A 20,113-nucleotide genomic window follows, 5' to 3' on the forward strand; every position below is an offset into this window, starting at 1 on the left:
TCGGATCGTTGGGGACGTCAGCCGATCAGCAGGGATGCGGGGAGCAGCACCGTGCCGACGCAGAACGCGATCAGCCCCGTGCGGATCCACTGGTGCTTGCGGGCGGCGATGCGGCTGGTTTCGGTGAGGGCCGCCGTCAGGCCGGCGGCGGGGTCGCGTTCGGTCTCGGCGAGTGCGGCCGCCAACCGGCCCTGCCGTGCCGCCTGTTGGATGTCGCCGAAGTAGGAGAGCGGCTGTCCGGGGGCCCAGGTGCCGCTGCGGTAGCGGGGCAGTACGGCCAGCAGCAGCGCGAAGAGGGCGAGAGCGAGCGTCGACGCCCCCAGCCACCAGGCGGCCGTGCCCCACATGGAGAGCGTGCCGGGCGCCCAGTGGCGCCCGGCGAGCAGTGCGCTGAACACACCCGCGGTCATGCCCAGCGCCGCCACCAGCACGGCGGCCTTGCTGTCGGCCCGCGCGATCTCGGCCCGCAGTTCGGTGAGCAGCCGCTCGGCGGTCTTGGTGCCGTCAGCGGTGTCCGGCGCCGTCATGAGGAGCCTGAACCCGCGGCGTTCTGCGGAGGCGCCGGGGGAGGCGGTGGTTCGGCCCCCGGCGGAGGCGGCGTGTACGGCGGGGGAGCGTAGAACTGTGGGGTGCCGTACGGCTGCGGGGGTGCGGCCACAGGAGCCTGACCCCCGTACGGCGGCGGTGGTGCCGGTGCTGGTACCGCGCCGGCCGGCTGACCCGCGTAGGGCTGCTGCGGTACGGCTCCGGGGGTCTGCCCCGCGTACGGCTGCTGCGGCGCCTGATCGCCGTACGGCTGCTGCTGCGGAACCGATCCGGCCGGCAGCACGCCCCGCTCTTCGGCCGGAGGCGGTGGCATCGGCGAGGTGAGCCCGTGCTGACGGATGAGGTCGTTGACCGCGCTCAGGGCGTGCTTCGCCGACTCGGCCTTCTGGTAGTCCTCCAGGGCGTCCCCGCCGATCAGCTCCAACTGGCTTTTGATGAGTGCCAGTTGGTCCTGTCTGATGCTGTTCATGACCAGCTGGGTGTCCTCGGGGTGCTGAGCCAGATGCAGCGCCCACACTCCGACCCCGCCGTTTTGCAAGTGGTACTGGTAGAACGCGATCTTCTGCGCCACCAGCTCGTGCGACTGCTGCTGGCGCAGCACCTCCAGCTCGTGCTGCTGGTGCGCCATCCGCAGCCGGAACTGGTGCTCGGGCTCGAGCATCTCGTTCTCGTACCGCAGACTCCGCTGCCGCCGCCGGTGCGCGATCGCCTCGTCGTCGAGCCGCAGCCGCACCACACAGGTGACCGCGAGTCCGATGCCCGCCGCGAAGCCTCCGCTCTCGACCGCCTGCTGCACTGCGGCCTCGGCCGCCGGGCTGTCCTCGATCGAGAAGCGGCGGCTGACCGGCCGCGCCAACTGGTTCAGCTCGCGGGTCAGTCGCGTGGGTACGTCGCGTTCGCCCCCCGCCACATAGGCGATCGGATCCGAGACGCGCCAGGTCAGATCGGCAGTGACCCCGAAGGAGAACGCGTCGTCGTCACTGGGCAGTTGCAGCCCCAGCTGTACGGGGTGGGTGCCCATGTCCACCTCGTACACGGAGGCGTAGCGCCGGGCCGCGGCGTCTGCGCGGCTCGGCCGGTGCGGCGGGACGAAGACGTCGTACGTCCCCTTGGCGGTGGCGAAGACCAGTGCGTGGTCGATCGCGGTGACGGGCCTGCGGGCCGTGTAGTCGAACCGCGACATCGGCCGCACGGTGAGCACCGGGTCGATCAACGTACTGTGCCGGTCGGCCTGTTGCTGCCACTCCGGCTGACGGCGGAAGTCCGCCATGGGTCAACTCCTCGACGGTTCAGGGACGGGTGGGTCGGACATCGGGCAGGTGCATCTCGGATCAGTGGGACGGGGCCGGCGGGCGCGCGGGGTGGAGCACCTTCAGCAGCCGGTCGGCGATCGCGGGCCGCGGCCCGCCGTCCTCGGCGCGCAGGGTGTCCAGCAGATGGCTCAGCCGGTCGCGGTCGGCGGCCGTGCTGACCAGCGCGGGCAGCAGCAGCTCCAGGGCCTGTGCCGTGTCGGCCCGCCGCTCGGCGACGTACAGCCAGGTCCGCAGCGCTTCCATCGCCTGCTTGGTGTGGGTGCGGTCGCCCAGAGCGGTGCGCCAGAGCGTGGCGAGATCGCGGGCGGATTCCGCGTCGTCCATGCCGTACTCCGTGTACCACTCGACGAGTCCGTGCTCCTCGGCGTTGTCGCAGGCGCGCACGAACGCGGCGAGGGCGAGTGCGCGGACCGCCGGCGTGTCCAGGTAGAGCAGTCGCACCAGCTCGGAAAGCATCTCCCTGCGGCTGCCCGCGGACAGCAGCAGAGCCGTGGACTCGACGAGGTTGTGGCGCTCCGCCTCGCTGCTGTCGTCGGCCCGGGCCCGTGCCGCGAGCGCGTCCAGGGCGGGCCCGGCCAGATCGGGACGCAGCGGCGCAAGCAGCGCGAAGGCGCGGATCGCGGTCCAGCGGCGGGCCCAGTGCGGGTCGGTGCACCACTGTGAGAGCAGCCGCAGGATCACGGGGGCGTCGAGGAGCTGGGCGAGCGTGAGGGTGTTCGCGGCGGTCACCCGGGGCCCGAAGGAACGCGAGAGAGCCCAGCCGTCGAGCAGCAGCGCCATCGTGGAGGGCAGATCGGCGGCGGCCAGCAGCGCGGTGGCTGCGGCTGCCCGGGTCCGTACGAGCGGGCGGCCGTCGCGGGCCAGCTGCTTGAGCCAGTCGACCAGGGCGGGCCGGGCCGAGGGGTGGCCCGTCCACACCTCGGTGAGCAGGGCGCGCGGGGTGCGGTCCTCGCTGAACTGCGCCATGTACTGGGGGACGGGACCCCATTCGGTCGTCTCGTGCCGCAGCTCGCCGCCGGCCCGCGCGAGGCCCAGCCGGTCGGTGACCGCGGGACCGAACACGGGGATCTCCGGCGGCTGTTCGGGGTGCTGGAGTCGCTGGAAGTGGACGAACAGCTTGTCGGCGAGCTCGGCGGCGAGCACATAGGGCGCGTGGTCGAACACCGCGAGCGAGATCAGAAAGGCCTTGTCCCGCAGCCCGAGCGCAGGGTCGCTCAGCCACGTGCGGCACTGCTTCTCGACCGCGGCGAGACCGAACCCCGCGAGCCGCCCGAGCGCCTCCTCACTCCCGTCGTACGCGGCGAGCCCTTCGGCGAAGTCGGCGGCCTCGGCGGGCCGGTGGTGGCCGTGCGCCAGGAAGTCCCGTACGGGGGCGAGCGCGAGCAGCGACTCGATGTCGTCCTCGGCGCGCAGGGCCGCCACATGCGCCCGCAGAACGGCCTCGGCCTCCGGCGGCTCCCACGGCGAAGGCGTGACCCCCAACAGATACGGCGAATTCTCCACGGTGATCACCAGATAGCCGTCGGACGCCTTGAGCTGGTCGCGGGCTGAGTACAGGTGGGTGTCGCGAAGGGGCTTGTTGCGGCTCAGGGGCATGTCGTGCAGGACGTGGCCGCCCGGCTGCGCGAGCTGCGCGGCCAGCGCCGCCGGGCTGGTCTCGGGCTGGAGAGCGCGTACGGCGGGGACGCCGAGGCGGTGCAGCAGCATCAGCGCGGCCGCGCTGCGCCCGGTCGCGTGGGCGCCCGACAGCACCAGGACCCGCTCGTCGCACAGCCGTTGGAGGGCAGCCGTGAAGGCCGGGGTCTCCACGAAGACGCCGGCGAGTCGGTCGAGCCGTGCGCGTGGGATCTCCCCGGAGGCGTACGCGGACCCGGCCGCCGGACCGTGATGGTGAATCTCGGTCTTGCCGCCCATGAAGACGTCACCGGCGACCTGCCCGCCGGACACCCCGTGCTGGGCACCGCCGACCAGCGAGCCGCCGAAGGCCGCGGCCGAACCGAGGATGAATCCCGGTGCGTGCGCGAAGAGTTCACGCTGCGCGGCCCGTGCCTCCTGGGACTGCTCCTCGGGCTCGGCCGCTTCCGCCGCCGGCGGGCCGGGGTCCGGGGTCGGCGACTGCTGCTGGGCAGGTGGTACGGCGCCGGGGGCGTGGTCGGCCCGCGGGGGTACGTTCATGCGGGCTCACCCTGCTCCGGACCGCGAGAGCCGGAGACCGGGCCCGACCCGGAGCCGGAACCCGACGCGGAGCCGGAACCTGACGCGGAGCCCGGGCCCGAGCCGCCGAGGTGCACATCGCCCGTGACCTGCCCGCCGGACACCCCGTGCTGGTCGCCGCCGACCAGCGAGCCGCCGAAGCCGGGGGCGCCGCCGTTGAAGTTGAAGACCGCGGACCCGGGAGCCGCGGACCCGGGAGCCGCGGCCTGCGACGATCCCGGGTCCGCGCCCTGCTTCGGCCCGGTGCCGGAGCCCCCCTCCTGCTCCGGCACCGGGCCGCCCCCCGTCCCCGCATCCCCCTGGTCCTTTTCCGGGCTCCCGCCCTCCTTCGGCACCGGCCCGTGCAGCCACGCCTTGAGCGGGCCGTTCTTGCTGCTGACGGTGATGGCGTGGAAGTCCTCGGCCGGGATGCCCGGGTGGCTGTGCCGCACGATCCCGTCGTGCACGCTCTGCGAGACGCACAGAGCGAAGTCGTCGGTGCGCTGACGCAGCGCCGCGCGCAGCAGTTCCGCGTCGAGGAGCCTGCAGGCGTGGTTGAGATCGGAGCCGACCCATCCGTCGTGCCCGTCGACCGCGACATATCCCGTCGCCACGACTCCACGCAGCCGGATCTGCGCGGAGCTGGACGCCATCCGGTTCACCGCGCGCAACTGGGCCGGTACCTCGGACAGGAGCGCGCGCAGCAGCGCGGTCACCGAGGCATTGGCGTCGATCAGCTCCATCACACTGTCGCCGCGGTCGGCGCGCAGCCGAAGGGTCTCGTCGACGCCTGCCGCCTCCAGGGCGCTGTCGGTGATGCCGTAGAGCATGCGACGCAGGTAGGCCTGCTCGACATCGTCCCGGTCGCTGTACTTCTCGATGTCGAGCAGGAGGATCGTCCGGCTCACGGGATCGGTCATGGTCACCTTTCGATGGGGTGCCGCACGGGGTGGCAGAAAGACTGCTGGCCCGCTGCCGTCGGCGGTGAGGAACGATGACGCACTCGGAGTGTGACCGTGTGCACAGAGTCGCTCCTGGGAAGCATGCGGACACCGTGAGTGAGGGCACCGCGCCGCGGAACAAGCGGAAGCAAGGAGGACGGCGGAGGGCGCCGCGGTCAGGGATCGGCTTGTTCCGAGCGGGCTATCCGGCGCAGCACGTCCGGGCGCGTGATCAGCAGCGCCCGCCGCCCGGTGGCCACCGCCTCGCGCGTCCGCAGCTCCTTGAGCAGCCGCTGCACCATCTCGCGGGAGGCCCCCACCGACCCGGCGAGCTCCTGTTTGCTCAGCGGCACGGCCAGTTCGATCCCCGCGTTCGTACGTCGGCCGTGCATACGGGCCAGATCCAGCAGCAGCGCGGCGAAACGCTCGCGCACGCTCATCGAGGCGAACTGCAGACGGCGCCGGTCGGCGGCGCGGGTCCGGTCGGAGGTGAGCCCGAGGAGGGCGAAGGAGACATCGGGGGAGCGGGCGAGGAACTCCTTGAACCGCTCGTGCTCCACCGCCACCGCCCGTACGGGTTCCAGCGCGGTCACCGTCGCCGAGCGCGGCCGGCCCGTCAGCGCGGCGGACTCCCCGATGATGTCGCCGGGGCCGCGGAGCGCCAGCAGCGCCTCGTAGCCGTTGGCGGCCGCAGCGGTCACCTTGGTCCAGCCCTGGGTGAGAAACAGGACGTGGGAGGAGGGTTCGTGCTGATGCAGCAGGACGACACGGGGCGCGAAGCCCAGCTCGCGGCCGAGTGCCAGCAGCGCCTGCCGGTCCTCGGTCTCGAGGCGTGCCAGGAAGGGCACGCGGTCGTCCAGACCCCCGTCGTCGGGTAAGTTCACCGCCGTCATGGCTCCCCCGGTTGTCACAGCAGACCGGTCAAGCTACTGAAGGCGTGGGGTCTCGTGGGCGCGAATGCGCCAATGGATTGACCGCGCCGTGATGGTGCGGTAGCGGGGTGGGCAGTCCGGCGTGTCGCGGCGCCCTTCCATTTGTTTTGACCGAAGTCCATGAGGTAGGTACGCTCAGACCTTGTGCCTGGGGTGTGCCTGGGCTCGTGTGCGTGTCCTCAACCGCATGGCGAGCCTGAAAAATCGGCCACCGTAATCTGCGCTCTCTTTGCCTTGCGGCAGGAGCCTGCAGTATTCGACACACCCGACCGCGTGGGTCGGCGACGTTCCAGGTTAGCTTCACGAACGGCACACAGAAACCGGAGAAGTAGTGCCTACGATCCAGCAGCTGGTCCGGAAGGGCCGGCAGGACAAGGTCGAGAAGAACAAGACGCCCGCACTCGAGGGTTCCCCTCAGCGTCGCGGCGTCTGCACGCGTGTGTTCACGACCACCCCGAAGAAGCCGAACTCGGCGCTGCGTAAGGTCGCGCGTGTGCGTCTGACCTCTGGCATCGAGGTCACGGCTTACATCCCGGGTGAGGGACACAACCTGCAGGAGCACTCCATCGTGCTCGTGCGTGGTGGCCGTGTGAAGGACCTGCCGGGTGTTCGTTACAAGATCATCCGCGGTTCCCTGGACACCCAGGGCGTCAAGAACCGCAAGCAGGCCCGCAGCCGCTACGGCGCCAAGAAGGAGAAGTAAGAATGCCTCGTAAGGGCCCCGCCCCGAAGCGCCCGGTCATCATCGACCCGGTCTACGGTTCTCCTCTTGTCACGTCGCTGATCAACAAGATCCTGCTCAACGGCAAGCGTTCCACTGCCGAGCGGATCGTCTACGGCGCCATGGAAGGCCTCCGCGAGAAGACCGGCGCTGACCCGGTCATCACGCTGAAGCGCGCTCTCGAGAACGTCAAGCCGTCCCTCGAGGTCAAGTCCCGCCGTGTCGGTGGCGCCACCTACCAGGTGCCGATCGAGGTCAAGCCCGGTCGCGCCTCCACCCTCGCGCTGCGCTGGGTCGTGGGTTACTCCCGCGCCCGCCGCGAGAAGACCATGACCGAGCGCCTCATGAACGAACTGCTCGACGCCTCCAACGGCCTCGGCGCTTCGGTCAAGAAGCGTGAGGACACGCACAAGATGGCCGAGTCCAACAAGGCCTTCGCGCACTACCGCTGGTAGTCGCTACCCACATCGAGACCGAGAGAAGATTGAGCCTTATGGCCACCACTTCGCTTGACCTGGCCAAGGTCCGCAACATCGGGATCATGGCCCACATCGACGCGGGCAAGACGACGACCACCGAGCGCATCCTGTTTTACACCGGTGTGAGCTACAAGATCGGTGAGGTCCACGACGGCGCTGCCACGATGGACTGGATGGAGCAGGAGCAGGAGCGCGGCATCACGATCACGTCCGCCGCGACGACCTGTCACTGGCCGCTCGAGGACGTCGATCACACCATCAACATCATCGACACCCCGGGCCACGTCGACTTCACGGTCGAGGTGGAGCGTTCGCTCCGCGTGCTCGACGGTGCCGTCACGGTGTTCGACGGTGTGGCCGGTGTTGAGCCGCAGTCCGAGACGGTGTGGCGTCAGGCCGACCGTTACGGCGTGCCCCGCATCTGCTTCGTCAACAAGCTCGACCGCACCGGCGCGGAGTTCCACCGCTGCGTCGACATGATCGTGGACCGCCTTGGTGCGACCCCGATCGTGATGCAGCTGCCGATCGGCGCCGAGGCTGACTTCAAGGGCGTCGTCGACCTCGTCCGTATGAAGGCTCTGGTCTGGTCCGCCGAGGCCACCAAGGGCGAGATGTACGACGTCGTCGACATCCCGGCCACGCACACCGAGGCTGCCGAGGAGTGGCGCGGCAAGCTGATCGAGACCGTGGCGGAGAACGACGAAGAGGTCATGGAGCTGTACCTGGAGGGCGTCGAGCCCACCGAGGAGCAGCTGTACGCCGCGATCCGTCGTATCACCATCGCGTCCGGCAAGGGCGGCGGCACCACGGTCACCCCGGTGTTCTGTGGCACCGCCTTCAAGAACAAGGGTGTTCAGCCGCTGCTCGACGCGGTCGTGCGCTACCTGCCTTCTCCCCTGGACGTCGAGGCCATCGAGGGCCACGACGTGAAGGACCCGGAGACGGTCGTCAAGCGCAAGCCGTCCGACGACGAGCCGCTGTCCGCCCTGGCCTTCAAGATCGCGAGCGACCCGCACCTGGGCAAGCTCACCTTCATCCGGGTCTACTCGGGTCGCCTGGAGTCCGGCACCGCTGTGCTGAACCCCACCAAGGGCAAGAAGGAGCGCATCGGCAAGATCTACCGTATGCACGCGAACAAGCGTGAGGAGATCGAGTCGGTGGGCGCCGGCGACATCGTCGCCGTCATGGGCCTGAAGCAGACCACCACCGGTGAGACGCTGTGCGACGACAAGAACCCGGTGATCCTGGAGTCCATGGACTTCCCGGCGCCGGTCATCCAGGTCGCGATCGAGCCCAAGTCCAAGGGTGACCAGGAGAAGCTGGGTGTCGCCATCCAGCGTCTCGCGGAGGAGGACCCCTCCTTCCAGGTCCACTCCGACGAGGAGACCGGCCAGACCATCATCGGTGGTATGGGCGAGCTTCACCTTGAGGTGCTCGTCGACCGCATGCGGCGCGAGTTCCGCGTCGAGGCGAACGTCGGCAAGCCGCAGGTCGCGTACCGCGAGACGATCCGCAAGGCCGTCGAGCGTATCGACTACACGCACAAGAAGCAGACCGGTGGTACCGGTCAGTTCGCGAAGGTGCAGATCGCGCTGGAGCCCATCGAGGGCGGCGACGCGTCGTACGAGTTCGTGAACAAGGTCACCGGTGGCCGCATCCCCCGTGAGTACATCCCCTCGGTGGACGCGGGTGCGCAGGAAGCCATGCAGTTCGGCATCCTGGCCGGGTACGAGATGGTGGGCGTCCGCGTCACCCTTCTCGACGGTGGTTACCACGAGGTCGACTCCTCCGAACTCGCGTTCAAGATCGCCGGTTCGCAGGCGTTCAAGGAGGGTGCCCGCAAGGCGTCCCCCGTGCTTCTCGAGCCGATGATGGCCGTCGAGGTCACCACGCCCGAGGACTACATGGGCGATGTCATCGGCGACCTCAACTCCCGCCGTGGCCAGATCCAGGCCATGGAGGAGCGCAGCGGTGCCCGGGTCGTCAAGGGCCTGGTTCCGCTGTCGGAGATGTTCGGCTACGTCGGAGACCTCCGCAGCAAGACCTCGGGTCGCGCAAGCTACTCGATGCAGTTCGACTCCTACGCCGAGGTTCCGCGGAACGTCGCCGAGGAGATCATCGCGAAGGCCAAGGGCGAGTAACTCTCCCGAGTACACGCTTTAGGCTTGTCACCGGAGCCCGCTGGGGCATTCCACCCGAATCCCGGATGGAGTGCCCCGGGCCCCGGCATCCCAGCAAAGATCACCTGGCGCCGATGAGTAAGGCGTACAGAACCACTCCACAGGAGGACCCCAGTGGCGAAGGCGAAGTTCGAGCGGACTAAGCCGCACGTCAACATCGGCACCATCGGTCACATCGACCACGGTAAGACGACCCTCACGGCCGCCATTACCAAGGTGCTGCATGACGCGTACCCGGACCTGAACGAGGCCTCGGCCTTCGACCAGATCGACAAGGCTCCTGAGGAGCGCCAGCGCGGTATCACGATCTCGATCGCGCACGTCGAGTACCAGACCGAGTCGCGTCACTACGCGCACGTCGACTGCCCCGGTCACGCGGACTACATCAAGAACATGATCACGGGTGCCGCGCAGATGGACGGCGCGATCCTCGTGGTTGCCGCGACCGACGGCCCGATGCCGCAGACCAAGGAGCACGTGCTCCTGGCCCGCCAGGTCGGCGTTCCGTACATCGTTGTCGCCCTGAACAAGGCCGACATGGTGGACGACGAGGAGATCCTGGAGCTCGTCGAGCTCGAGGTCCGTGAGCTCCTCTCCGAGTACGAGTTCCCGGGCGACGACCTGCCGGTCGTCAAGGTCTCGGCGCTCAAGGCGCTCGAGGGCGACGCCGAGTGGGGCCAGACCGTTCTCGACCTGATGAAGGCCGTCGACGAGTCGATCCCGCAGCCCGAGCGTGACGTCGACAAGCCGTTCCTGATGCCGATCGAGGACGTCTTCACGATCACCGGCCGTGGCACCGTTGTCACCGGTCGTATCGAGCGTGGTGTCCTCAAGGTCAACGAGACCGTCGACATCGTCGGTATCAAGCAGGAGAAGACCACCACCACGGTCACCGGCATCGAGATGTTCCGCAAGCTGCTCGACGAGGGCCAGGCCGGTGAGAACGTCGGTCTGCTCCTCCGTGGCATCAAGCGCGAGGACGTCGAGCGCGGCCAGGTCATCATCAAGCCCGGTTCGGTCACGCCGCACACCGAGTTCGAGGCCCAGGCCTACATCCTGTCGAAGGACGAGGGTGGTCGTCACACCCCCTTCTTCAACAACTACCGCCCGCAGTTCTACTTCCGTACCACGGACGTGACCGGCGTTGTGACCCTCCCCGAGGGCACCGAGATGGTCATGCCGGGCGACAACACCACCATGACGGTCTCGCTGATTCAGCCGGTCGCCATGGAGGAGGGCCTCAAGTTCGCCATCCGTGAGGGTGGCCGGACCGTCGGCGCCGGCCAGGTCACCAAGATCAACAAGTAATTGCTGATCTGACCTGGTTGCTCCTGAAGCAACAGCAAGGGCCCCGCACTTCGGTGCGGGGCCCTTCGCGTTGTGCGGGATGAGGTTCTTGTCAGCCGACGGTGTCAGTCGGCGCTGTCAGCCTGCGGTGCCGGACTGCGGGGACCAGATCCAGGGGTGTGCGTCCGCGCCCATGCCCACCGCCGTGGCGGTGCCGCGCGGGCCGCGCAGGTGGAGGGCGGGGGAGTCCAGCGCCGCGTTGCCCTGAGTGCGTGTCAGAAGCTGTCTGCCGGTGCGGAGTTGGACCCGGCCGCGGGTGTCCTTGCCGAGCAGCACCGGGCCGCCGGGAGCCGCGGCCGCGCTGAGCAGACCGTAGCCCTCGAAGCCCTCCTTGCGGGGTCGCGAGGGGGCGCCACCGGGTCGTACGGCCAGCACCAGTGAGGAAGCTGGCCTGCGGTAGAAGAGCTCGATACCGCCGTCGCGCGTCCGGACGGGGGCCGGCTGGTCCCCGGGCACGGGCAGCTCGCCGTCCGAGCGGAATGTGAGCGGCAGCCCCATCGTCTCCTGCGTCCAGTGGTGCACGTTCTTCCGCCCTGCGCCGAAGACATGGACCCGCCCGGCGCCGTCCACGACCGTCGAGAGACCGTCCTGGATCTCCGCGCCGCCGAGGTCGCGCCAGCGGTCCCAGCTGCCGTCGGTGTCGCGTATGCGGGTACTGATGCCCTTGTCCGCGTTGCGTACGAAGAGATGCACCCGGCCGTCGGGGGCCGCGACCGCGACCGGCACGCCTATGCGCCGCCCCCGGTCGTCGTCCCGCTCGGGGTTGCCGAGACCGTCCCAGGCGAGGAACTCGCCGCCGGGGGAGCGCTGCTCCAGCAGCACTATCTCGCGGCGGTTGGTGCTGCCGTGGCCGCCGATCGAGGCGAAGCGCAGCGCGAACAGCAGCTGACGGCCGTCCCTCAGGGTCGCCGCGCCGAGCGTGGGCGCGAGCGGGCCGCCGCCGAGGTCGTCCGGGGCTCCCCACCGGCCGCTGCCCGGCCGTGTCTCGCGCCAGCGGACCGTACGCAGCCCGAGCACGCCATAGGCGACCAGCCGGCCGGACGGCTCGGCGGCGACGACGGGCCGGGCGCCGGGGTAGCGGTAGTGGGTGGAGCGCACCCAGCCCTTCCTGTTCCTGAGCGGGCGGATGCCACCGACGTTGTAGTCGCCGCAGCCGGCCGGGTTGCCGCACTCCCAGTCCGGGTCGCCGCCGTACGGGACGAGGCCCGTGGCCTTCTCCCTGAGGACCGGGACCGGGAGGTTCTTCGGCCAGTGGCGGTTGTAGTAGCCGCGGAACGAGGTGGCGACAAAGCCGGGCACCTCACCGTCGTCCTTGGTGGCGTGGGCGACCCAGCGGACCATCGCGGCCCAGCTGAACGAGGCGACGGCGGTGTGGTCGGCGTGATCCGAGTAGCCGTGCTGCTCGCTGTCCTTCTTGCGGGTCGCCTCGTCGCTGTGCTGGATGTCCGGGTCGGGGTCCAGGGTCTGGATCACGGTCGGCCGGTACTGCTCCATCAGCCCGACGAGTACGTCGATGAGCGCGTCGTAGTCGTACGCGACGGTCCTGCGCAGCCGGGAGTCCGCGGCGACGACGGTGTTCAGGCCGAGTGCGCGGTCCTGCCACAGGCTGGGGAGGGCCATGTAGCGGCGGGCGGTGTGCATGGGGAGGTTGAGGAAGATCAGCTCGACCCTGCGGCTGCCGTTGGTGAGGGTGTTGATCTCGGCCTGGCGGTCGCCGTTCAGCGAGACGACGCCCTTGGTCCAGTCGGCGAACTTGTCGAGCCCTATCAGCGCGGCGTACGCCTGGCGCAGGCCCTGGTGGCGTGCGGAGGAGTAGTCGGCCTTGTCCGCGGGGACGTCCTTCTCCCCCGGGATGTGGTTCCTGCCGTCGTGCTCGCCGGCGGTGACATAGACGCTGACGAGCGGGACCCCGGCGTCCAGCATCCGCTGGGTGTCCGGGTTCATGAAGTACAGATCGTCGTCCGGGTGGGCCAGTATCTGCATCAGCTGGGCCCGGCGGGAGCTGGCTATCGGCATGCCGGGCGCGGGGTCGGCGGTGGCGGTGGCCCGGCGCGGGGCGGGTACGGAGCAGGAGGTGACCGCGCCCGCCGCCACCAGGGCGGTCAACGCGGCGACGACACTGCGCCTGCGTGGCCGGCTTCGCCCGCCGGCGGTCGCCGTGTCACCGTGCGCCCCGGCCGCGGGTATGTCCTCGGCCCTTGCGCGCGCGGCCGTGGGCAGCGCGCGGACAGCTCCGTCGTTCACCAGTGCTCCGTCCGCTTCCCCCCGCAGCGGTCGGGCCGGGCCCCCGTCTGCGTACTGTCATCTCCCCAGATGCCGGAGAGGCTGGTCGGAGCCGCTCTCCGCGCTCAAGTAGACGGAAAGCGGGCACGCCAGGTTGCCTGCGCGTTGGTGTGTTGTTCCCGTCCGCAGGATCCGCAGGACGGGACCGGACGGGACAGGAAAGGATCAGCCCAGCGTCGGGACCTCGCCGCCGGGCGCCTGGGCGAGCGTCACGCCGGGCAGGCCCCTCAGCCAGCGGTCAGCGATCTCGTCGAACAGGGCCCGGTCGGGCGGGGTGGGGCCCAGACCGATGGCATACCGCGTGGTGGCCGGGTCCGTCCCGAACGAGTGGGGCCAGGCGTGCACGTCCGGTACACCCGCCTCCTCCAGGGCCGTGAGCAGCGCCCTCATGCGGCCGCGGACCCGGCCCTCGTCCGGGCCGCGGGGGACGGTCACGACGGCCCACGCCGCGTGGCGGCGGTGCAGGGGCGGTGGTGACAGCAGTTCCGGCCACGGGTCCGGGTCCCTCTCCAGGAGCTCCCAGGCGCGGAACAGTTCCTGGACCAGCAGGTCCCGGCCGGCGGCGGTCACCTGGGCGGTGCAGGGGCGGACCGGCTCCGACGGGGTCATGATCGCGACGGGGACGGCAGGCCATGGGGAGTCCACGACCGGGACGGCGGCGGGCCCCGGTGGGCCGACGACCGGGCCCCCGGGTCCTGGTGGGCCCACCGGCTCGCGCCAGTCCCAGGCCGCCCATGTCGCGAAGAAGTGGCGCAGCAGGTCGGCGGGCGGCAGGTCGCCGGCCTCACGGACGGTACGGGCCGCCAGTACGCACCAGGCCAGGCCCGGCAGGCCACCGAAGGGGGCCGAGTCGAGGCCGCGCGCTTTCGCCCACGCCTTGACCTGGGTGGCCAGTCGGGCGAACGCCGCGCTGTGGGCGCCGACCGATGCGAGGAGGTCGTTCGCGTCGCTCACCGCGCTGAGCGCGATCGCCGCCGCCTCACCCAACTCGGCCCGGCGGCCGACCGCTTGAGCGGGATCCATCGCTCCGGTGGCGACGACGACCAGGTCGACGCCCAGGCCGTCGACGTTCAGTCGCAGCCCCGGCACGCGTGCCCCGATCACCTCCCGCACCTCGGTCGCGTCGGGCAGAGCGGCCGCCAACCGGGCCCGCACGTCGGCCGGTTCGGCCGTGCCCGGCAGCGCGGCCACCAGGTCCAGGTCCGCGCCGGGCAGGGCGCACCCCATGCGCCGGGAGCCGACGAGGTGGACGGCTCCGTCGCCGAGCGCCTGCGAGACGCGCCATGCGATCCGGCCGGCATGCTCGGACCGGGCGGGGTCCTCGGCGGCCGGAGCACCCGCGGCGCCGTCCTCGGGCACCCATCGCACCTCGCCCGTCCCCAGCGTCACCGTCGCGCGTACCCGCATGGGCTCCTCTCCCCGTCGGGCGAGCAGGACCAGCTCCCCGACCCGCGCCGTCATGCCGTCGAGCAGGGCAGCGCAGCGGGCGGCGAGCCCGTGCGGATCCCTGGTCCGGCCCAGCGAAAGGTGCGGGGTGAAGCCCTTCGCGCGGCCCCCGCAGCGCGGGAAGCGCCGCTCCAGCGCGTGGTGCAGCCGACCCCACGGCTCCTCGCCGTCCGCGGCCGGGTCGAGCCAGACGGTGGAGTCCTCCCGGTGTCCGAACCAGTGCACGCCCTCCAGCCGGGCGGTGAACGCCGGTGTCTCGGCCGCCGCCGCGGCGAGCAGCGGGGCCGCCCGCTCGAACTCGGACTCCGGTACGAAACCGAAGAGCACATTGACGTGCGGCGGCCAGCGGTGGATCTGGCGGTCGTGTTCCCGGCGGATGTGCTGGATCGGCGGCCACAGCTTCTGCGGGGGAATCCACGCCACCGCCGTACGGGCCGTCGGCCGTACGGCGAGCACCTCGCCGGCCTCGTCCCCGCCGAAACCGAGCTCCGCCTCGACGCCGTAGTGGTCGGAGACGTACAGCCCGTCCGGCCCGGGCACACTGCCCCGCAGAACCGCCCCGTCCGCCCGCAGGCCCTCCGCGCGCAGCAGTACCCGGTCCAGCCGGGAGGCCCGCCCCGACAGCGAGGACACCGCGGCCAGCGGATTGGCGGCCGGGTCGAAGGTGGGCGTCCGGTCGTGCGCCCCGTGCACCTCGCTCCACGCGTCCCGCATCCCGAGAGTCGTCTGCGGGGCGTCCCCGCCGTCATTGAAGTCGCCGAGCAGGACCACGTCGCCCTCGACGCCCGCCAGGCCTTCGGCCAGCCGGACCAGTTCGGCCTCCCGCCTGACCTGGCCGTTCTCGGAGTGGTCGCTGGTGAGATGGGTCGCGGCGATGGCGAGTGGGCCGGACGCCGTGTCCACGACGACGGCGGTGACGGCCTTGTGCGGGCCGAGGACATGCAGGCCCGCTTCCCGCACGGGCAACCGGCTGAGCAGCAGCAGCCCACAGTCCTCGACGTCCTCGGCGGCCGGGTCGGTGCCCAGCGTGTAGCCGTCGCGCACCCATCCGGTCCGCAGCAGCATGATGAGCAGCTCCGCCTCGACCTCCTGCAGCGCGATGACGTCCGCGTCTGCGTCACGGAGGTCCTTGAGCAGCAGCGGGCGGCGCCGGGCGGTGTCGATGCGGTCGCTGTCGTAGCGGTCCCACAGGGTGTTCCAGGTCAGTACGCGCAGACCCTCCGACACGGCCGCGCCCCGGGGCGTCCGCGCGGGCACCCAGGCGTCCTGCTCCCGGTCCCAGGCGTACGGAGTCCTCGCGGCGAAGAACGGCGCGCGCAGTCGACGTGGGTCCCGTATCCGTCCGGCGTCCGTCGCGTCCATCCGGTCGACCCCCGAGGAGCGGTCCCACACGACCTCGCCGTCCGCCTCGAAGAACAGCACCCGGTGCCACGGGATCTCGCCGCCGGGGTCGAATGCGTCCAGTGGAATCCGCTTGGGCGGCGCGGACCGCTGGTTGATCCCCATCACGAACCGCGCCGGGTCGAAGCGCGAGTCCCAGCGGACCCGGTGATAGATCTCCTCGCTGGTATGCACCTACGCCTCCTCCTCGACGGTCCCGCGCGCTCCGATGTACCAGGTGCGGTGCGCCTGGCCGGGGTACGGCGGTACGAAGCGGTGCAGCTGCGCGCCGAGCACCTGCGGCGGCACCGGGTTCGCCCGGTCGGTATTGCGCCGGGCCAGTTCGGCCGCGTCGACGAGCACCACGGCGTGCGTGGTCAGCGCGTCGCGGCGGTGGGCGACCGCGTGCACCAGGGAACGCTGGTGCGGGTTCAGGGATGTGGCGTCCCACACCACGGTCCCACCTTCGGCCAGTGCGGTGTCGAGCCGCTCCAGGCCGGTGCGCAGGACGTCCTTGTTGGCGCGCTGGTCGGCGCGTGATCCGCGGGCCTCGCGCAGATCGTCGAGGGACACGTACGCATCGGCGTCCAGGCCGCGCGCGAAGGTGCTCTTCCCGCTGCCCGAAGGACCGACCATGTGGATCAGCTTCGGAAACTCCCCGGACCGCCAGCGCCAGCTCGCGGCGACGGCCTCCTCGGCGGTCGTGATGCGTCCCTGGGCGTACGCCTCGCGTGCCTCGGCCCAGCAGCGGTCGGCCGCGTCGGTGTCCAGGTCGGCGAACGCCTCCCGCAGGCCCGCCGGCTCATCGACCCCTTCCGCGTGCAGCTGGGACCAATCCACCTGCTCGCACGCCTCGGCGTCCGGCGCCAGGGCCCCGGCGACGGCGTGCAGCACACCCAGGTCCACTGCGTACGACATGCGTACGAGTCCGGTCCGGCGCTGCTCGTCGGGGTAGGGCCGGTGCAGCCCGGTGTGCAGCCCGACCAGGTCCGCGACGCGGCGGGCCGTCGGCATGCCCAGCGGTGCGGCCAGCCGGCCCGCGAGCCAGGAGCGCGGGCGCTCGTGCAGCAGCGCGGCAACGACTCCGGCGAGCCGGGCGTCGCCGGTCCGCCCGAGCGCATCGAGCCGCGCGGACACATCACAGGCCGCGGCCCGATCCCCCTCAGGCACCCCCACCGCGGCGAGCAGCGCCTCGGCGTCCGGCACAGCGCCGGACCGGACCGCCCACAGCGCGGCGGCGGGACCCAGTCCGTTCTCCACCACGGTGGCGTGCATCCAGTGCGTGTCGGTCCCCACGTGCCCGGTCCGCACCCACTTGGCGACCCGCTGTCCGAACTCCTGCGGACCGAAGCCGTCGACCGTCCGTACGACGTAACCCTCCTGCCGTTCGGTGTCGAACTTCAGCGCCCGCAGCGCACGTTCCGCCCGCCGGTCGAACACCCCCCGCCACAGCACCGTCGGCACCGGAACGCCCAGGTCTCGCAGAAACCGCACGCCCCGGTCCCAGTCCAGACACCGGCCGTCGCCGTCCCAGACCGAGAATCCGTAGAACCAGCTGTCGAGGTCCCGATAGGCGATCGAGTGCCGCGCGAACATGTTCTCGCCGCACACCCGCCACCCGTCCGGGATGCCGTGCCCGATCCGCCCCTGCAGGGCCTTGATCCAGGCCCGCGACGGATGATGCGCCGAGTCGAGGGAGCGGGCGTGCAGCCCGTCGGCGTAGAGGGTCGTGTTCTCGCCGTCGAGTTTCTCGGTGACCACGACCTCGCGGCCGAGCAGCCCGGACAGATCGGCGATCCGCACATCGTCCGAGGCAGCACCCGGCGACCACGGCAGATGCGGTGTCCGCGGATAGTGCGTACGCATGACGAATCGGCCCCCCGGTGACGATGTGCCCGTCACTGTAGGAGTCCCGTCGAGCGGCGTTCCAGCCAATAACGACCGGCGGGGGCGCCCGGCCCTTCGCGTGCCGCTGTTTGACACGCAACCCCGCCGGGGTAATCTCTTCGGCTCGATTGGCCAGGGCACCGGCCCGTGTGGCAGACTGTCCGGGTTGCTCGGTTGAGTGCCAATGCTGCGCGCCTCCCGCCGGGAGGACCGGAAGCGAGTCCCACAGTACTCGTCGCCCCATCTGCCATTAAGGCAGCGCTGGAGCGGACGTACGGGAATCTTCCGGGAAGTGTCAGCGGGGTACCGGCCAGGCACTCGGTGGGTGTTCTTCCCCCGACGCGTGGTCTTCGGCCCGCACCCCCTTGGTTGGGAAATCCTTCGGGAGATCTTCGTAGAGGGAGTGCGACACGCCCGACCGCGGGGGTCGGAGAAGATCGCAGGACCGACCGAGTTCCAGAGCGTTTCACTAGACAAAGGACTACTGAGTAGCCATGGCGGGACAGAAGATCCGCATCCGGCTCAAGGCCTACGACCACGAGGTCATCGACTCCTCGGCGAAGAAGATCGTCGAGACGGTGACCCGCACTGGTGCGTCGGTCGCGGGCCCGGTGCCGCTGCCCACTGAGAAGAACGTGTACTGCGTCATCAAGTCGCCGCACAAGTACAAGGACTCTCGCGAGCACTTCGAGATGCGCACCCACAAGCGCTTGATCGACATCCTCGACCCGACGCCCAAGACCGTTGACTCGCTGATGCGCCTGGACCTTCCGGCCGGCGTTGACATCGAGATCAAGCTCTGAGAGGCGCGGAAGAGATGGCTAAGCAGATCAAGGGCGTCCTGGGCGAGAAGCTCGGCATGACCCAGGTCTGGGACGAGAACAACCGTGTCGTCCCGGTGACCGTCGTCAAGGCCGGGCCCTGTGTCGTTACCCAGGTCCGTACGAATGACTCCGACGGCTACGAGTCGGTCCAGATCGCCTTCGGCGAGATCGACCCGCGCAAGGTGAACAAGCCCCTCAAGGGCCACTTCGCCAAGGCCGACGTGACCCCCCGCCGCCACCTGGTGGAGCTCCGCACCCCTGACGCCAGCGAGTACACGCTGGGCCAGGAGATCACTGCCGAGGTGTTCGAGTCCGGCGTCAAGGTTGACGTCACGGGCAAGAGCAAGGGCAAGGGCTTCGCCGGTGTCATGAAGCGTCACAACTTCAAGGGCCTCGGCGCCGGTCACGGTACCCAGCGCAAGCACCGCTCTCCCGGCTCCATCGGTGGCTGCGCCACCCCGGGCCGTGTGTTCAAGGGCCTCCGCATGGCGGGCCGTATGGGCAACGAGCGGGTCACCACCCAGAACCTGACCGTTCACGCCGTTGACGCGGAGAAGGGCCTGCTCCTGATCAAGGGCGCGGTTCCTGGTCCGAACGGCGGCCTGGTCCTGGTCCGCACTGCGGCCAAGGGGGCCTGAGGACTATGAGCACCATTGACATTCTGTCGCCCGCGGGCGACAAGTCCGGGACCGTCGAGCTCCCGGCCGAGATCTTCGACGCCAAGGTCAGCATCCCGCTGATCCACCAGGTCGTCGTCGCGCAGCTGGCCGCCGCCCGTCAGGGCACGCACAAGGTCAAGCGCCGTGGCGAGGTCCGTGGTGGTGGCAAGAAGCCGTACCGCCAGAAGGGCACCGGCCGCGCCCGTCAGGGTTCGACCCGTGCGCCGCAGTTCGCCGGCGGTGGCGTTGTCCACGGCCCGCAGCCGCGTGACTACTCGCAGCGGACCCCCAAGAAGATGAAGGCCGCCGCCCTGCGCGGTGCCCTCACCGACCGGGCCCGCAACTCCCGTATCCACGTCGTCACCGGCGTGATCGAGGGCGAGGTCTCCACCAAGGCCGCGAAGACCCTGCTGGGCAAGATCAGTGAGCGCAAGCACGTGCTCCTGGTCGTCGAGCGGGCCGACGAGGCCGCGTGGCTCTCCGCCCGCAACCTGCCCCAGGTGCACCTCCTGGAGCCGGGCCAGCTGAACACGTACGACGTGCTCGTCTCCGACGACGTGGTCTTCACCAAGGCCGCCTTCGAGTCCTTCGTGTCTGGTCCCAAGGCCGATGAGACCGAAGGGAGCGACGCCTGATGTCTGAGGCGACCGTAACCAGCAAGACCTACTCGGACCCGCGTGACGTTCTCGTCAAGCCGGTTGTCTCCGAGAAGAGCTACGCCCTGCTCGACGAGAACAAGTACACGTTCATCGTCGCGCCCGGCTCCAACAAGACCCAGATCAAGCAGGCCGTCGAGGCGGTCTTCTCGGTCAAGGTCACCGGGGTCAACACGATCAACCGTCAGGGCAAGCGCAAGCGCACCCGCACCGGTTTCGGCAAGCGCGCCAACACCAAGCGCGCCATCGTGACCCTTGCCGAGGGCGACCGTATCGACATCTTCGGCGGTCCGACCGCCTAACGGCGGTCTGGATCGTCCGGAATC

The 20,113-nt window shown here is 70.3% G+C and carries 16 protein-coding genes; 8 read left to right on the forward strand and 8 right to left on the reverse strand.

Features of this window, described 5'->3' with window-relative positions; genetic code table 11:
- Window positions 1-17: 17 nt before the first annotated feature.
- The 5 genes from ACI2LP_RS18515 to ACI2LP_RS18535 all read right to left on the reverse strand — a co-directional run bounded on the left by ACI2LP_RS18515 (window position 18) and on the right by ACI2LP_RS18535 (window position 5,886).
- A complete protein-coding gene (locus ACI2LP_RS18515; RefSeq protein ID WP_404725574.1) occupies window positions 18-527 on the reverse strand; it encodes a Pycsar system effector family protein in 510 nt (169 codons plus the stop codon).
- The gene (locus ACI2LP_RS18520; RefSeq protein WP_404725575.1) at window positions 524-1,816 is read right to left on the reverse strand and encodes a PE-PGRS family protein; all 1,293 of its coding nucleotides are present in this window, start codon (window positions 1,814-1,816) and stop codon (window positions 524-526) included. The genes ACI2LP_RS18515 and ACI2LP_RS18520 overlap by 4 nt, the downstream gene beginning before the upstream one ends.
- Before the next feature lie 61 nt (window positions 1,817-1,877).
- Window positions 1,878-4,034, reverse strand: coding sequence for a hypothetical protein (locus ACI2LP_RS18525; protein ID WP_404725576.1), 2,157 nt, complete (start codon window positions 4,032-4,034; stop codon window positions 1,878-1,880).
- Complete coding sequence (locus tag ACI2LP_RS18530) at window positions 4,031-4,972, reverse strand: hypothetical protein (protein WP_404725577.1); 942 nt, start codon at window positions 4,970-4,972, stop codon at window positions 4,031-4,033. The genes ACI2LP_RS18525 and ACI2LP_RS18530 overlap by 4 nt, the downstream gene beginning before the upstream one ends.
- Before the next feature lie 197 nt (window positions 4,973-5,169).
- Window positions 5,170-5,886: a Crp/Fnr family transcriptional regulator gene (locus tag ACI2LP_RS18535; protein ID WP_404725578.1), complete on the reverse strand. Its 717-nt coding sequence runs from the start codon at window positions 5,884-5,886 to the stop codon at window positions 5,170-5,172.
- 370 nt (window positions 5,887-6,256) lie between these two features.
- Here ACI2LP_RS18535 and rpsL point away from each other — a divergent pair, with 370 nt between their 5' ends.
- The 4 genes from rpsL (at window position 6,257) to tuf (ending at window position 10,613) form a co-directional block, all read left to right on the forward strand.
- Window positions 6,257-6,628 (forward strand): 30S ribosomal protein S12, encoded by a 372-nt coding sequence (gene rpsL, locus ACI2LP_RS18540; protein ID WP_003948652.1) that lies wholly within the window; start codon window positions 6,257-6,259, stop codon window positions 6,626-6,628.
- A 2-nt stretch (window positions 6,629-6,630) separates the two neighbouring features.
- On the forward strand, window positions 6,631-7,101 hold the full coding sequence (gene rpsG / locus ACI2LP_RS18545; protein WP_006347241.1) for a 30S ribosomal protein S7: 471 nt from the start codon (window positions 6,631-6,633) through the stop codon (window positions 7,099-7,101).
- Between the two features lie 38 nt (window positions 7,102-7,139).
- Complete coding sequence (gene fusA, locus ACI2LP_RS18550; RefSeq protein ID WP_360878804.1) at window positions 7,140-9,266, forward strand: elongation factor G; 2,127 nt, start codon at window positions 7,140-7,142, stop codon at window positions 9,264-9,266.
- Between the two features lie 153 nt (window positions 9,267-9,419).
- Complete coding sequence (tuf, locus tag ACI2LP_RS18555) at window positions 9,420-10,613, forward strand: elongation factor Tu (protein WP_404725579.1); 1,194 nt, start codon at window positions 9,420-9,422, stop codon at window positions 10,611-10,613.
- A 117-nt stretch (window positions 10,614-10,730) separates the two neighbouring features.
- Here the strand turns inward: tuf and ACI2LP_RS18560 are convergent, their stop codons facing one another.
- From ACI2LP_RS18560 to ACI2LP_RS18570, 3 genes are all read right to left on the reverse strand, one after another.
- The gene (locus ACI2LP_RS18560; protein WP_404725807.1) at window positions 10,731-12,839 is read right to left on the reverse strand and encodes a PIG-L family deacetylase; all 2,109 of its coding nucleotides are present in this window, start codon (window positions 12,837-12,839) and stop codon (window positions 10,731-10,733) included.
- Window positions 12,840-13,100: 261 nt separating this feature from the next.
- Window positions 13,101-15,956, reverse strand: coding sequence for a poly(A) polymerase (locus tag ACI2LP_RS18565; RefSeq protein ID WP_404725580.1), 2,856 nt, complete (start codon window positions 15,954-15,956; stop codon window positions 13,101-13,103).
- Window positions 15,957-17,627 (reverse strand): RNA ligase family protein, encoded by a 1,671-nt coding sequence (locus tag ACI2LP_RS18570; protein ID WP_404725581.1) that lies wholly within the window; start codon window positions 17,625-17,627, stop codon window positions 15,957-15,959.
- Between the two features lie 515 nt (window positions 17,628-18,142).
- Here ACI2LP_RS18570 and rpsJ point away from each other — a divergent pair.
- The 4 genes from rpsJ to rplW are packed head-to-tail and all read left to right on the forward strand — an operon-like array spanning window position 18,143 to window position 20,089.
- Window positions 18,143-18,451: a 30S ribosomal protein S10 gene (rpsJ, locus tag ACI2LP_RS18575; protein WP_003948644.1), complete on the forward strand. Its 309-nt coding sequence runs from the start codon at window positions 18,143-18,145 to the stop codon at window positions 18,449-18,451.
- 14 nt (window positions 18,452-18,465) lie between these two features.
- On the forward strand, window positions 18,466-19,110 hold the full coding sequence (rplC, locus tag ACI2LP_RS18580) for a 50S ribosomal protein L3 (RefSeq protein WP_360878816.1): 645 nt from the start codon (window positions 18,466-18,468) through the stop codon (window positions 19,108-19,110).
- Window positions 19,111-19,115: 5 nt separating this feature from the next.
- A complete protein-coding gene (gene rplD, locus ACI2LP_RS18585) occupies window positions 19,116-19,766 on the forward strand; it encodes a 50S ribosomal protein L4 (RefSeq protein WP_360878820.1) in 651 nt (216 codons plus the stop codon).
- Window positions 19,766-20,089, forward strand: a complete 324-nt coding sequence (rplW, locus tag ACI2LP_RS18590; protein WP_360878823.1) for a 50S ribosomal protein L23 — start codon at window positions 19,766-19,768, stop codon at window positions 20,087-20,089. The genes rplD and rplW overlap by 1 nt, the downstream gene beginning before the upstream one ends.
- The last annotated feature ends 24 nt before the right edge of the window (window positions 20,090-20,113 follow it).

This window comes from Streptomyces sp. NPDC019890 (assembly GCF_044903445.1).
Lineage (GTDB): Bacteria > Actinomycetota > Actinomycetes > Streptomycetales > Streptomycetaceae > Streptomyces.